The following is a 13474-nucleotide window of genomic DNA, read 5'->3' as shown; positions in this document are numbered from 1 at the left end:
GTCAGGTCGCGAAACGAAGCGCCGTGGCACGGGCTGCGTCCCGGGCACTGGCGTCGAGGGCCAGCAGATCCCCGAGCGACGAGAGCTTGGAGGGCCGCACGCGCTCCAAAGTTTCCAGGTTGACCGCATGAATCCGGTCGAAGCGCAGCCGGCGCTCGAGAAAGGCCTCGACCGCGATTTCATTGGCGGCGTTCAGCACCGCCGTGGTGCCCGGGGCGGCGCGAAGTGCATGCCATGCCAGGTGCAGCCCGGGAAAGCGCGCCTCGTCGGCGGCTTCGAAGGTCAGGGCCGCCAGCGACGCGAAGTCCAGCTTGCCGGCACCGCTCTCGATGCGCTCCGGCCACGCCAGGCCGCAGGCGATCGGGACCCGCATGTCGGGCGTGCCGAGTTGCGCGATCACCGACGAATCCTGAAACTGCACCATCGAGTGGATGATCTGCTGCGGGTGGATGACCACCTTGACCTGCTCGGGCGTCAGGTCGAACAGCCAGCGGGCCTCGATCACCTCGAGCGCCTTGTTCATCATGGTGGCCGAGTCGACCGAGATCTTGCGACCCATCGAGAAATTCGGATGCGCGCAGGCCTGCTCGGGCGTGATCTCGGCCAGCGTGCGCGGATCGCGCTGCCGGAACGGTCCGCCCGATGCGGTCAGCAGCACGTGGTCGACCCGTTCGGCCCAGGTGGCGCGGTCCTCGGGCAGGCACTGGAAGATCGCCGAATGCTCGCTGTCGATCGGCAGCAGCGTGGCGCCGCCCTCGTGCACCGTGCGCATGAACAGCTCGCCGCCGACCACCAGCGCCTCCTTGTTGGCGAGCAGCAGCCGCTTGCCGGCCCGCGCGGCCGCCAGGCAGGGCCCGAGTCCCGCGGCGCCGACGATGGCGGCCATGACGGCATCGGTCTGCGGGTGCGCGGCGATCTCCTCGATCGCGGCCGCGCCGCTCAGCACCCGGGTCGGCAAGCCGCTGTGGCGGATCTTCTCGGCCAGCAGCGCGGCGTGCGGCGCGCTCGCCATCACCGCGAACTGCGGCGAGAAGCGCACGCACTGGGCCAGCAGTTCGTCCACCTTGGTGGCCGCCGACAAGGCGAAGACCTCGAAGCGCCCGGGATGGCGCGCGATCACGTCGAGCGTGCTGACGCCGACGGAGCCGGTCGAACCGAGCACCGTGACGCGTTGTTTGACTGAATTCATAGGAAGGCCAACATCATGGCGATCGGCAGCGTCGGCAACAACGCGTCGATCCGGTCGAGGACGCCGCCGTGGCCGGGCAGCAAGGCGCTGCTGTCCTTGGCGCCCGCGCTGCGCTTGATCAGCGACTCGACCAGGTCGCCGACCACGCTCATGGCCGCCATGAAGACGGCCCCGATCAGCAGCAGCCACCAGCCGCGCTCGGCCAGCCTGGTGTAGAGGCTGGCGACGCCGGCCTGGGCGGCGGAGTCGCTCCAGGCCCAGGCCAGCGCGAGCACGACCACGCCGGCCATGCCGCCCCAGACACCCTCCCAGCTCTTGCCTGGACTGATGGTCGGGGCCAGCTTGCTGCGGGTGAACTTGAGTCCGAAGGCGCGGCCGGTGAAATAGGCGAAGACGTCGGCGACCCAGACCAGCACCAGGATCGAGAGCAGGAAGTTGATGCCGACCATGCGGGCCTGCACCGCGGCCAGCCAGGCGACCCAGAGCGCCAGCAATCCGCCGACCAGGCGCAAGCCCCGGGGCACCCGCGGCCATCCCGGCACCGCCACGCGCAGCAGCGCGGCGCCGCCGAGCACCCAGGCCGCGCTGGCGACGATCCAGACGCCGAGGAGCGAGCCCTGCAGCAGGCCCAGCCACCAGGACAGCCCGCACAGCAGCACCATCTCGGCACCGAGGAACAGCGACATGCGCGGGCCGTAGTCGTTGAGGCGGCCCCACTCCCAGGCGGCGGCGCCGATCAGCACCAGCATCACGCAGGCGAAGGGCACGTACGAGGGGTAGAAGAGCGCGGGCAGCAGGATCGCCAGCAGGACGATCGCCGTGATGATGCGTTGTTTGAGCATGCGCTCAGGCGGCCTGCTGGTCGCGCGAGCCGGCCGCGCCGAGCTGCTCGGAGGTCTGTCCGTAGCGGCGCTCCCGGCGCTGGAAGGCGGCGATGGCGTCGTCCAGCGCCGCCTCGTCGAACTCGGGCCACAGCTTGTCGCTGAAGTACAGCTCGGCGTAGGCGCTCTGCCAGAGCAGGAAGTTCGACAGCCGCTGCTCGCCGCCGGTGCGGATGAACAGGTCGGGGTCGGGCACGTGGGCGAGCGCCATGGCGGCGTCGAGGTTGGCCTCGGTCAGAGGCTCGCCGCGGGCCGCCAACTGGGCCGCGGCGCGGGCGATATCCCAGCGGCCGCCATAGTTGAAGCAGACGTTGAGCACCAGCCGGGTGTTGTGTGCGGTCGCCGTCTCGGCCTGGACCAGGCCCGCGATCATCTTGTCGGACAGCCCGCCGCGCTCGCCGATGAAGTGCAGCCGCACCCCGTCCTGGCTCAGCTTCGGCACCTCGCGGCCCAGGGCGCCGACCATGAGGTCCATCAGGCCCGACACCTCCTCGACCGGCCGGTTCCAGTTCTCGGACGAGAAGGCGAACACGGTCAGCACCCGGACGTCGCGTGCCACGCAGGCCTTGACGCAGCGCCGCAGGGACTCGACACCCTGCTTGTGCCCCGCCACCCGGGGCAGGAAGCGGCGCGTCGCCCAGCGGCCATTGCCATCCATGACGATGGCGATGTGATGGGGAACCGCTGGTGCGATCTTTTTCATGTCAGAGCCCGCCCGGCCGCCCGAAGGGCTCTGAGCGCCCCCTCGGGGGGCAGCGATACACGAAGTGATGAGCGTGGGGGCATCATCCTAGACGGCCATGATCTCGGCTTCTTTGGCCGTTACCAGGCGGTCGATTTCCGCGATGTGGCGGTCGGTGACCTTCTGGATCTCGGTCTCGGCGCGTTTCTGGTCGTCTTCCGAGGCCAGCTTGTCCTTGACCAGCTTCTTGATCGCGTCGTTGGCGTCGCGGCGCAGATTGCGGGTCGCGATCTTGGCGCCCTCGCCTTCGTTGCGAACCAGCTTGGTCATTTCCTTGCGGCGCTCTTCGCTCATCGGCGGCAGCGGCACGCGGATCAGGTCGCCCATCGACGCCGGGTTCAGGCCCAGGTCGCTTTCGCGGATGGCCTTCTCGATCTTGGCGCCCATGCCCTTCTCCCAGGGCTGGACGCTGATCGTGCGGGAATCGAGCAGCGACACGTTCGCCACCTGCGACAGCGGCACGGCGGAGCCGTAGTAGTCGACATGGATCGAGTCCAGCAGCGCCGGGTTGGCACGGCCGGTGCGGATCTTGGTCAGGTTGTTCTGGAAGGCGGCGAGCGACTGGTTCATCTTGGCGTCGGTCGCGCTGCGGATTTCTGCAATGGTGGTGGTCATGGATTCATTTTCCTCAAGCGTGCACGAGGGTACCTTCGTCCTCGCCCATCACGACGCGCTTGAGGGCGCCGTTCTTGAAGATCGAGAACACCTTGATCGGCAGGTTCTGGTCGCGGCACAGCGCGAAAGCCGTAGCGTCCATGATGCCGAGGTTTTGTGCGATGGCTTCGTCGAAGCTCAGGTTGGTGTAGCGCGTCGCTTCCGGGTCCTTCTTGGGGTCGGCGGTGTAGACGCCGTCGACCTTGGTCGCCTTCAGCACCAGCTCGGCGCCGATCTCGGCGCCGCGCAGCGCAGCGGCGGTGTCGGTCGTGAAGAAGGGGTTGCCGGTGCCGGCCGCGAAGATCACGACCTTGCCCTCTTCGAGGTACTGCAAGGCCTTGGGACGCACGTAGGGCTCGACCACCTGCTCGATCGCGATGGCCGACATCACGCGGGCGATCAGGCCCTGCTTGTTCATGGCGTCGGCCAGCGCCAGCGCGTTCATGACCGTGGCCAGCATGCCCATGTAGTCGGCCGTGGCGCGGTCCATGCCCACGGAGCCGCCGGCGACGCCGCGGAAGATGTTGCCACCGCCGATCACGACCGCCACCTCGACGCCCATGTTCACGACCTCGGCCACCTCGCCCACCATGCGCACGATGGTCGCGCGGTTGATGCCGAAGGCGTCGTCACCCATCAGCGCCTCGCCCGACAGCTTCAACAAGATTCGCTTGTGGGCCGGGCGAGCTTCTGACATGGATGGATCCTTTGGAGTTGGCGGGGGCGAGTGTAAGACGTGACTGTGAAAAAGCGGCAGCGCGTCACGGGCGCTGCCGCCCTGCGGCGTGACTCAGGCCGCAGCCTTGGCGGCCGCGACCTGCGCAGCCACTTCGGCCGCGAAGTCGTCGACCTTCTTCTCGATGCCTTCGCCGACGACGTAGAGCGTGAAGCCCTTGATCGAGGTGCTGGCGGCCTTGAGCATCTGCTCGACGGTCTGCTTGTCGTTCTTGACGAAAGGCTGGTTGTGCAGCGAGACCTCCTTGAGGTACTTCTGCACGCCGCCTTCGATGCGCTTGGCGACGATGTCGGCCGGCTGCGGCTGCTTGCCGGCGGCTTCGGCGACCTTGCGGTCTTCCTCGGCCTTGCCGGCGGCAACCGCGCGTTCCTTTTCGATCAGGTCGGCGGGCACGTCCGAGGCCGAGATCGCGACCGGCTTCATGGCGGCGATGTGCATCGCGACGTCCTTGGCCGAGGTGTCGTCGCCTTCGAACTCGACCATCACGCCGATGCGCGTGCCGTGCAGGTAAGACGCGAGCTTGCCGTTGCCGGCGAAGCGCTTGAAGCGGCGGAAGCTCATGTTCTCGCCGATCTTGCCGATCAGGCCCTTGCGCACGTCTTCGAGCGTGGGGCCGAAGCCGTCCTGCTCGTAGGCCAGGGCGCCCAGCGCGGCCAGGTCGGCCGGGTTGTTCTTGGCGACCAGCATGGCGGCGGCGTTGGCCATCGCGAGGAAGCTGTCGTTCTTGGTGACGAAGTCGGTCTCGCAGTTGATCTCGATCATCGCGCCGGCGTCGCCGTCGACGAAGGCCGTGACCACGCCTTCGGCCGTGATGCGGCCCGAGGCCTTGCCAGCCTTGTTGCCGAGCTTGATGCGCAGCAGCTCTTCGGCCTTGTCCATGTTGCCGTCGGCCTCGGTCAGGGCCTTCTTGCACTCCATCATCGGGGCGTCGGTTTTTGCGCGCAGTTCGCCAACCATGCTTGCGGTGATCGTTGCCATGAGTGTTCTCCGTTCGGTTTGTCAGTGGCGGGCGCCCCGGGGGCGGCCGCGAAAATCAGATTAAAAAAAAGGGGCGACAAGCCCCTTCTTCAGGCTCGAGCGAGCTCGAATCAGGCCGAAGCGCCCTCTTCGACTTCGACGAATTCGTCGCCGCTGCCTTCAGCCACGGCCTTGACCACGTCGTTCACGCCGCTGTTGCGGCCTTCGATGATGGCGTCGGCGATGCCGCGGGCGTACAGCGTGACGGCCTTCGACGAGTCGTCGTTGCCCGGGATCACGTAGTCGATGCCTTCAGGCGAGTGGTTCGAGTCGACCACGCCGATCAGCGGGATGCCGAGCTTCTTGGCTTCGGCGACGGCGATCTTGTGGAAGCCCACGTCGATCACGAAGATGGCGTCGGGCAGCGCGGTCATGTCCTGGATGCCGCCGATGTCCTTTTCGAGCTTGGCGATCTCGCGCGAGAAGGTCAGCTGCTCTTTCTTGCTCAGGCTGTCGAGGCCGGCTTCCTGCTGGGCCTTCATGTCCTTCAGGCGCTTGATCGAGGTCTTGACGGTCTTGAAGTTGGTCAGCATGCCGCCGAGCCAGCGGGTGTCGACGAAGGGCACGCCGGCGCGACGGGCTTCGGCAGCCACGATTTCGCGGGCCTGGCGCTTGGTGCCGACCATCAGGATGGTGCCGCGGTTGGCGGTGAGCTGCTTGGCGTACTTCATCGCATCCTGGAACATCGGAAGCGACTTTTCCAGGTTGATGATGTGGATCTTGTTGCGATGGCCGAAGATGTACGGGGCCATCTTGGGGTTCCAGAAGCGGGTCTGGTGACCGAAATGGACACCGGCTTCCAGCATTTCGCGCATGGTGGTCGACATAGGAATAACTCCAAAGGTTGGGTCTAAAATCCAGCCCGTTTTGCGCGTCTTTCCATTCGGGAAAGCCTCACAACACCTTGATTGGGCTGGTTTGCGGATACGTCTCGCTTGGGCAAGCCTTGGCAAACCTTAGCGGCCAGTGGGCGAAACCCAAGGAGTATAGCACGCCGCGCCCCTCGCACCCCCCTCTTCCAACCCTTTCCCGCCCTCTCTCCATGCGCCCAGACCTGCACGCCACCCGCCTCGCCCTGCTGACGAACTCTTCGGACGCACGCACCGAAATGGCGCACAGCCTGGCCGCCGCCGCCGCTCCGGCCTGCGCTCATGCCTTCACGCGCCTCCTGTCGGAGGAAGCCGCCCGGGAAGCCGTGGCGGCCCGTCCGAGCCAACCGCTCGCCGGGCTGGCTTTCTCGGTCAAGGACCTGTTCGACGTTGCCGGGCAGCCCACGCCGGCCGGGTCGGTGGTGCTGGCCCATTCGCCGGCCGCCCGCGCCGACGCGGTCGCCGTGGCGCGCCTGCGGGCCGCCGGCGGCGCCCTGCTGGGCCGCACCAACATGACCGAGTTCGCCTTCTCGGGCGTCGGCATCAACCCGCACCACGGCACGCCAGCCAACGTCTGCGATCCCGCCACGGCGCGGATCCCGGGTGGCTCCTCGTCCGGCGCCGCAATCTCGGTGGCCAGCGGCGCGGCCTTCGTCGGACTCGGTTCCGATACCGGGGGCTCGATCCGGATCCCGGCGGCGCTCAACGGCATTGTCGGCTTCAAGAGCACCGCCCGGCTGGTGCCGACGCAGGGCGCCCTGCCCCTGTCGACCACGCTCGACACCGTCTGCGCCATGACGCGCTCGGTGCGGGATGCGGTCACGGCGCACGAAATCCTCGCAGCACGCCGCGTGACGCCGGGCGCCGCGCCGCTGGCCGCCTACCGCCTGGCCGTGTCACGTTCCCTGTTCCAGGACGGCCTCGACCCCGTGGTCGCCAAGGCCTTCGAACGAAGCCTGGGCCGCCTCGCCACGGCCGGCGCCCGAATCGAGGAGATCGACCTTCCGGCGCTGGCCGACCTGCCGGCGATCAATGCCACCGGCGGCTTCTCGCCCGCAGAGGCCTACGCCTGGCACCGCCTGCTGCTGGAGCGCAGCGGCGCCGGCTACGACCCGCGCGTGGCGCGGCGGATCCTGCAGGGCGCGACGATGAAGGCCTACGAGTACCTCGACCTGGTCCGGGCCCGGCACGAATGGATCGGCCGCATGGAGCGCGCGCTCTCGCCTTTTGACGCCGTGCTGTCGCCCACCGTGCCGGTCACGGCGCCGCCGATCGCCGAGGTCGCGCCCGGCGAGGCGCGCGACGACGCGTTCTTCCGCCTGAACGCCTTGCTGCTGCGCAACCCCTCGGTGGTCAACATGCTCGACGGCTGCGCCATTTCGCTGCCTTGCCAGGCCGCGGACGAGTTGCCGGTGGGCCTGATGCTGTGGCATGCGGCCCTGCACGACGACGCCGTGCTCGCCGTCGCCCGGCAGGTCGAGCGGGCGCTATAAAGTCGGCAGGGTCGGCGTGGCTTCTGGAGGAAGCGCCGACCCACAATTTCACCGCCAAAGAAACGAATGAAAATCGCGATCGTGGGAGCCGGGATCATCGGCGTCACCACAGCATGGGAGCTGGCCTCGGACGGCCACGAGGTGGCCGTCTTCGAGCGCCGCGGCGCCGCCGCCGAGGAATCGAGCTTCGCCAACGCGGGCGTGGTGGCGCCCGGCTATGTCACCCCCTGGGCCGGCCCGGGCATGCGCGGCAAGGTGCTGCGCTCGCTGCTGTCCACGCATGGCGCGATCAAGCTGCGCTGGCCCCTGTCGTCCCGGGACCTCGGCTTCATGGCGCGCTGGCAGCGCGCCTGCAAGCTCGAGACCTACCTGGCCAACCGCTCGCGGATGCAGCGCCTGGCCTTCTACAGCCGCAATCGCCTGCACGCGATCACCGAGGCCTGCGAACTCGAGTACGAGCGCAGCGACGGCTACATGGTGCTGCTGCGCTCCAAGCGCGAGAAAAAACTGGTGCAGGCCGGACTCGACGTGCTGCGGGCCGCGGGCACCAGCTTCCGCGAGCTCGACGCCGACGAGGCCCGCAAGATCGAGCCGGCGCTCAGCACGGACACTGCGCTGGCCGGCGCGATCCACCTGCCGGACGACGAAGTCGCCAACTGCCGGCAGTTCGCCCTGCTGCTCAAGTGGGAGGCCGAGGCGCTCGGCGCCCAGTTCCATTTCAATTGCGACCTGGCGCCGATGAACCGGTCGGCCCCGACCTCGCTGTCGCTGGCGGCGGGTTCCGAGGCGCATCGCTTCGACGCCGTGGTGGTCTGCGCCGGGGTCGACTCGGCCGCGCTGCTGAAGCCGCTGGGCTTGCGCATCCCGCTGGCGCCGGTGTACGGCCATTCGGTCAGTGCCCAGATCCGCGAGCCGCTCAACGCGCCGCGCAGCGCCGTGATGGACGAGCGCTACAAGGTGGCGATCTCGCGGCTCGGACTGCGCGTGCGGGTGGCCGGGAGCGCCGAGCTCGGCGGTTCCAGGGCCAAGCTGAATCCGGCCTCGCTCCAGACGCTCTACAAGGTACTGCAGGACTGGTTCCCGGGCGCGGTGACGCTGCGCTCCGGCGTCCAGCAGTGGAAAGGTGCACGCCCGATGCTGCCGGACGGCCCGCCGATCCTCGGCGCCAGCGGAGTGCCCGGCGTCTGGCTCAACCTCGGCCATGGCTCGAGCGGCTGGGCGCTGTCCTGCGGCAGTGCGCGGGTGCTGGCCGACCTCATCGCCGGCCAGGATCCCGGCATCGACCTCGAAGGGCTCGGCATCGAGCGTTTGCTGCAACACTGAGGCTCGCCATGCACCGCATCGACTCCGCCAGCGTCGCCGACCTGTTCGACATCGCCGCCACGCGGCGGATCGAGCAGGCGGCCGCGGCCGCCCTGCCGCCCCACACCTTGATGCAGCGCGCCGGCCTGGCGGTGGCGCGCCTCGCCATGGCCATTGCGCCGCAGGCACGCACGATCTGGATCGCCTGCGGCCCGGGCAACAACGGCGGCGACGGCTTCGAGGCCGCGGCGCAACTGCGCGCGCGCGGTTTCGCGCCGGTCGTCAGCTGCATCGGCGACGACGCGCGGCGGCCGGCCGATGCCCGCGCGTCGCTGCAGCGCGCGCGCAACGCCGGTGTCGTCTTCGCCGAAACGCCGCCGCCGCACTGCGAGCTGGCGATCGACGCCCTGCTGGGCATCGGCGCCGCCCGGGCGCCCGAAGGCCGGATGCTCGAATGGCTGCAGCGCATGCACGCCGGCCCCGTGCCGGTGCTGTGCGTGGACACGCCCTCGGGCCTGGACACCGACTCCGGCGTCCTGTCGTTCGAATTTCCGCCCCCGGCGCCAGCGTCGATGTCACCTCGTCGACTCTGCCTGAGCCTGTTGACCTTGAAGCCCGGCCTCTTCACCGCGCAAGGGCGCGATGCCGCTGGCGAGGTCTGGTTCGACGACCTGGGGCTGCCCCCGGGTGCCGAAGCGCCGGTGGCGCGGCTGCCCGGGGCGACGCAGGCCACCGTCCGGCGGCAGTCCTCTCACAAGGGCAGCTACGGCGATGTCGCGATCGTCGGCGGTGCGCCCGGCATGGCCGGCGCCGCCCTGCTGGCGGCCACGGCCGCGCTCTCGGCCGGCGCCGGGCGGGTCTTCGTCGCCGCCCTGGACGGCAGCATCGCGCCGATCGACCCGCTGCGGCCCGAGCTGATGTTCCGCCGCCCCGAAGCGCTGGACCTGGGTCCGATGACGGTGGTCTGCGGCTGCGGCGGCGGCAGCCCGGTCGCCGCCGTGCTGCCGCGCGTGCTCGCCGAGGCGGGCACGCTGGTGCTCGATGCGGACGCCCTCAACGCCGTGGCCGGCGACGCCGGCCTGCAGGCGCAGCTGCTGGCCCGGCAACAGGCCGGCCGGGCGACGGTCATGACCCCGCATCCGCTCGAGGCGGCGCGCCTGCTCGGCACGAGCACCGCGAAGGTCCAGGCCGACCGCCTCGGCGCGGCCTCGCAGCTGACGGCGCGCTTCGGCGCGGTGGTGGTACTGAAAGGCTCCGGCACGGTCGTCGCCGCAGCCGGCGAACTGCCGGTGATCAATCACAGCGGCAACGCGCGGCTCGCCACGGCCGGCACCGGCGACGTGCTGGCGGGCATGGTCGGCGCCCGGCTGGCGGCCGGCCGGCCGGCGCAGGCCGCGGCCTGCGAAGCCGTCTGGACGCACGGCGATCTGGCCGACCGCTGGCCCGCCGGCATCCCGCTCACCGCCGGGGCGCTGGCGGCCGGTGGCCTGCCCTCGCGCTAGCCTCGCCCGACGAAAGGCATCTTGGTCGCCATGATGGTGTGGAACAACACGTTGGCTTCCAGCGGCAGGTTGGCCATGTAGAGCACCGATTGCCCGACGATGGCGACATCGATCACGGGCTCGATCGCGATCTCGCCGCTGGCTTGCGGCACGCCCTTGGTCATCCGGGCGGCCAGTTCGGTCATCGCGTTGCCGACGTCGACCTGGCCGACCGCGATGTCGTACTTGCGACCGTCCAGCGAAGCGGTCTTGGTCAGCCCCTTCACGGCGTGCTTGGTCGCCGTGTAGGCGATCGAGTTGGGCCGCGGCGTGGTGGCCGAGATCGAGCCGTTGTTGATGATGCGGCCGCCGCGCGGCGTCTGCGCCTTCATGGTGCGGAAGGCCTGCTGGATGCAGAAGAACATGCCTGTCAGGTTGATGTCGACCACGCCCTGCCACTGCTCGGGCGTCCAGTCCTCGAACGGCCCCGGCGGGTTGCCGACGCCGGCGTTGTTGAACAGCAGGTCGACGCGCCCGAAGCGTTCGACGGCCGCGTCGAACAGCGCCTTGACCGAAGCCGCATCGGCGACGTCGGTGGGCACCGCAAGGGCCCTGTCGCCGGCGCCCGATTCCTTGGCGACCTGCTCCAGCGGCTCCGGCCGGCGGCCGGCCAGCACCACGCTCCAGCCATCGGCCAGCAGGGCCAGCGCGGCCGCCCGCCCGATGCCGCTGCCGGCGCCCGTGACGACCGCGATGCGGCTTGTCTTGTCTCCACTCATTCGTGTGCTCCTTGTTTCAGCGGCGCGGCTTGCGCCCCTTCATCTTGTTGGCCGCCTTCTTGACGGCGGTTCTGAATGCCTGCATCGCGGATTGTGGCGCCGCCGCAGCGACGTGCTCCACCCGCTCGGACCGATCGCCGCGCTCCGCGCGTTCACCCCGCTCGGAGGGTGCCTCGGCCTTGCTGCGCGAGCGCTTGGTCGAGGCCTTGGCCGGCACGCCGCCGGTGGATGCGCCCTTGTCCTTCATGGCGCGCGCGGTCAGCTCCTCGCCTTCGCGCATCAGGCGGAAATCGATCTTGCGGCCATCGAGGTCGACCCGGCTCACCTGCACCCGCACCCGGGTGCCGATCGCATAGCGGATGCCGGTGCGCTCGCCGCGCAGTTCCTGGCGGTGCTCGTCGAACTTGAAGTATTCGCCGCCGAGCTCGGTGATGTGCACCAGGCCTTCGACATACATGGCGTCGAGCGTGACGAAGATGCCGAAGGTGGTCGCGGCCGTGACCACGCCGCCGTACTCCTCGCCCAGGTGCTCGCGCATGTACTTGCACTTGAGCCAGGCCTCGACGTCGCGGCTGGCTTCGTCGGCGCGCCGTTCGTTGGCGCTGCAATGCAGGCCCGCGGCCTCCCAGGCCAGCGTCTCCTTGGTCGGTGCGACGGTCGCCTTCTGCGGCTTGCTGGTGGGCGCCTTCACGCGCGAGGCCAGCCGCTTCGCCAGCTTGGCATGCGCCTCGCCCGGCGTCGGCAGCATCGGCAGCTGGTACTTGGTCTTGCCGAGGATCGCCTTGATCACGCGATGCACCAGCAGGTCGGGATAGCGGCGGATCGGGCTCGTGAAGTGGGTGTAGGCCTCGTAGGCCAGGCCGAAGTGGCCGCTGTTGATCGGCGTGTAGATGGCCTGCTGCATCGAGCGCAGCAGCATCGTGTGGATCTGCTGCGAGTCGGGCCGGTCCTTGGTCGCCTCGGCGATCGCCTGGAACTCGCCCGGCTTCGGGTCGTCGGTGATCGACAGGCCCACGCCCATGGCCTTCAGGTAGCCGCGCAGGATTTCCTTCTTCTCGGGCGTCGGGCCCTCGTGCACGCGGTAGAGGCCCGGATGCTTGCCCTCGGCGATGAAGTCGGCGCTGCAGACGTTGGCAGCCAGCATGGCTTCCTCGATCAGCCGGTGCGCCTCGTTGCGCGTGCGCGGCACGATCTTCTCGATGCGGCCGGCGTCGTCGCAGATGATCTGCGTCTCGGTGGTCTCGAAGTCGACCGCGCCACGCTTGCCGCGCTGCTTCAGCAGCGCGCGATAGACGTCGTGCAGGTTCAGCAGGTCCTTGACGCGCTCCTTGCGCTTCAGGGCCTCCGGCCCGCGCGTGTTGCCGAGGATTGCCGCCACCTCGGTGTAGGTGAAGCGCGCATGGCTCCACATCACGGCCGGGTAGAACTGGTAGGCATAGATCTCGCCGTCGGCCGCCACGAGCATGTCGCACACCATGCAAAGACGCTCGACTTCGGGGTTGAGCGAGCACAGGCCGTTCGACAGCTTCTCGGGCAGCATCGGAATCACGCGGCGCGGGAAGTAGACGCTGGTCGCGCGGTCGTAGGCATCGATGTCGATCGCCGATCCGGTCTGCACATAGGCGCTGACGTCGGCGATCGCGACCAGCAGGCGCCAGCCCTTGCCGCGGCCGACCTTGGCCGGCTCGCAATACACGGCATCGTCGAAGTCGCGCGCGTCCTCGCCGTCGATGGTGACCAGCGGCACGTCGGTGAGGTCGATGCGGCCGTGCTTGTCGGCCGGGCGCACCTTGTCGGGAATCGCCTTCGCTTCGGCCAGGCAGGCCTCGGAGAACTCATGCGGCACGCCGTACTTGCGCACCGCGATCTCGATCTCCATGCCCGGGTCGTCGATCTCGCCGAGCACTTCCTTGACTCTGCCGACCGGCTGGCCGAACAGCGCGGGCGGCTCGGTGAGCTGCACCACGACCACTTGACCGACCTTCGCGGTGCCGGTCGCGCCCTTCGGAATCAGGACGTCCTGACCGTAGCGCTTGTCTTCTGGCGCGACCAGCCAGACGCCGCCTTCATGCAACAGGCGCCCGATGATCGGCTGCTCGGGCCGTTCGATGATTTCGACCACGCGCCCCTCGGGACGGCCGCGCCGGTCCTGACGCACGATCCGCGCCTTGACGCGGTCCTTGTGCAGCACCGCGCGCATTTCGTTGGGGGGCAGATAGATGTCGGCATCGCCGTCATCGCGTTGTACGAAACCGTGCCCGTCGCGATGTCCTTGGACGGTTCCTTCAATTTCATCCAGCAAGGCGCCGGAATGGCCAATATTTTTGATAT

12 protein-coding genes are annotated in these 13474 nt (G+C 69.0%); 3 read left to right on the top strand and 9 right to left on the bottom strand.

Features of this window, described 5'->3' with window-relative positions:
* Window position 1: 1 nt before the first annotated feature.
* From ispC to rpsB, 7 genes are all read right to left on the bottom strand, one after another.
* Entirely contained in the window at window positions 2-1189 is a 1188-nt protein-coding gene (gene ispC / locus QTI17_RS05885) for a 1-deoxy-D-xylulose-5-phosphate reductoisomerase (RefSeq protein WP_286531715.1), read from the bottom strand.
* Complete coding sequence (locus tag QTI17_RS05880) at window positions 1186-2031, bottom strand: phosphatidate cytidylyltransferase (RefSeq protein ID WP_286522360.1); 846 nt, start codon at window positions 2029-2031, stop codon at window positions 1186-1188. The genes ispC and QTI17_RS05880 overlap by 4 nt, the downstream gene beginning before the upstream one ends.
* Before the next feature lie 4 nt (window positions 2032-2035).
* Window positions 2036-2773, bottom strand: coding sequence for a polyprenyl diphosphate synthase (gene uppS, locus QTI17_RS05875; RefSeq protein WP_286531713.1), 738 nt, complete (start codon window positions 2771-2773; stop codon window positions 2036-2038).
* Window positions 2774-2860: 87 nt separating this feature from the next.
* Window positions 2861-3427, bottom strand: coding sequence for a ribosome recycling factor (frr, locus tag QTI17_RS05870; RefSeq protein ID WP_286531712.1), 567 nt, complete (start codon window positions 3425-3427; stop codon window positions 2861-2863).
* A gap of 13 nt (window positions 3428-3440) precedes the next feature.
* Entirely contained in the window at window positions 3441-4163 is a 723-nt protein-coding gene (gene pyrH / locus QTI17_RS05865; RefSeq protein ID WP_286522363.1) for a UMP kinase, read from the bottom strand.
* A gap of 93 nt (window positions 4164-4256) precedes the next feature.
* Window positions 4257-5180, bottom strand: a complete 924-nt coding sequence (gene tsf, locus QTI17_RS05860; RefSeq protein ID WP_286522364.1) for a translation elongation factor Ts — start codon at window positions 5178-5180, stop codon at window positions 4257-4259.
* Window positions 5181-5290: 110 nt separating this feature from the next.
* Window positions 5291-6046 carry a 30S ribosomal protein S2 gene (rpsB, locus tag QTI17_RS05855; RefSeq protein ID WP_286522365.1) on the bottom strand — a complete coding sequence of 252 codons (756 nt, stop codon included), beginning with the start codon at window positions 6044-6046 and terminating at the stop codon, window positions 5291-5293.
* A 215-nt stretch (window positions 6047-6261) separates the two neighbouring features.
* Here rpsB and QTI17_RS05850 point away from each other — a divergent pair, with 215 nt between their 5' ends.
* From QTI17_RS05850 to QTI17_RS05840, 3 genes are all read left to right on the top strand, one after another.
* The gene (locus QTI17_RS05850) at window positions 6262-7581 is read left to right on the top strand and encodes an amidase (protein ID WP_286531711.1); all 1320 of its coding nucleotides are present in this window, start codon (window positions 6262-6264) and stop codon (window positions 7579-7581) included.
* 66 nt (window positions 7582-7647) lie between these two features.
* Window positions 7648-8904, top strand: a complete 1257-nt coding sequence (locus QTI17_RS05845) for a D-amino acid dehydrogenase (RefSeq protein WP_286531710.1) — start codon at window positions 7648-7650, stop codon at window positions 8902-8904.
* An 8-nt stretch (window positions 8905-8912) separates the two neighbouring features.
* Window positions 8913-10385: an NAD(P)H-hydrate dehydratase gene (locus QTI17_RS05840; RefSeq protein WP_286531709.1), complete on the top strand. Its 1473-nt coding sequence runs from the start codon at window positions 8913-8915 to the stop codon at window positions 10383-10385.
* Here QTI17_RS05840 and QTI17_RS05835 read toward each other — a convergent pair.
* Window positions 10382-11143 (bottom strand): SDR family oxidoreductase, encoded by a 762-nt coding sequence (locus QTI17_RS05835; RefSeq protein WP_286531708.1) that lies wholly within the window; start codon window positions 11141-11143, stop codon window positions 10382-10384. The two genes, QTI17_RS05840 and QTI17_RS05835, sit on opposite strands and share 4 nt — an antisense overlap.
* Before the next feature lie 16 nt (window positions 11144-11159).
* The gene (gene rnr / locus QTI17_RS05830) at window positions 11160-13445 is read right to left on the bottom strand and encodes a ribonuclease R (protein WP_286531705.1); all 2286 of its coding nucleotides are present in this window, start codon (window positions 13443-13445) and stop codon (window positions 11160-11162) included.
* Between the last annotated feature and the right edge of the window lie 29 nt (window positions 13446-13474).

Source organism: Variovorax sp. J31P179 (genome assembly GCF_030316985.1).
GTDB lineage: Bacteria > Pseudomonadota > Gammaproteobacteria > Burkholderiales > Burkholderiaceae_C > Variovorax > Variovorax ginsengisoli_B.
This window is presented reverse-complemented; position numbering and strand designations above follow the sequence as displayed.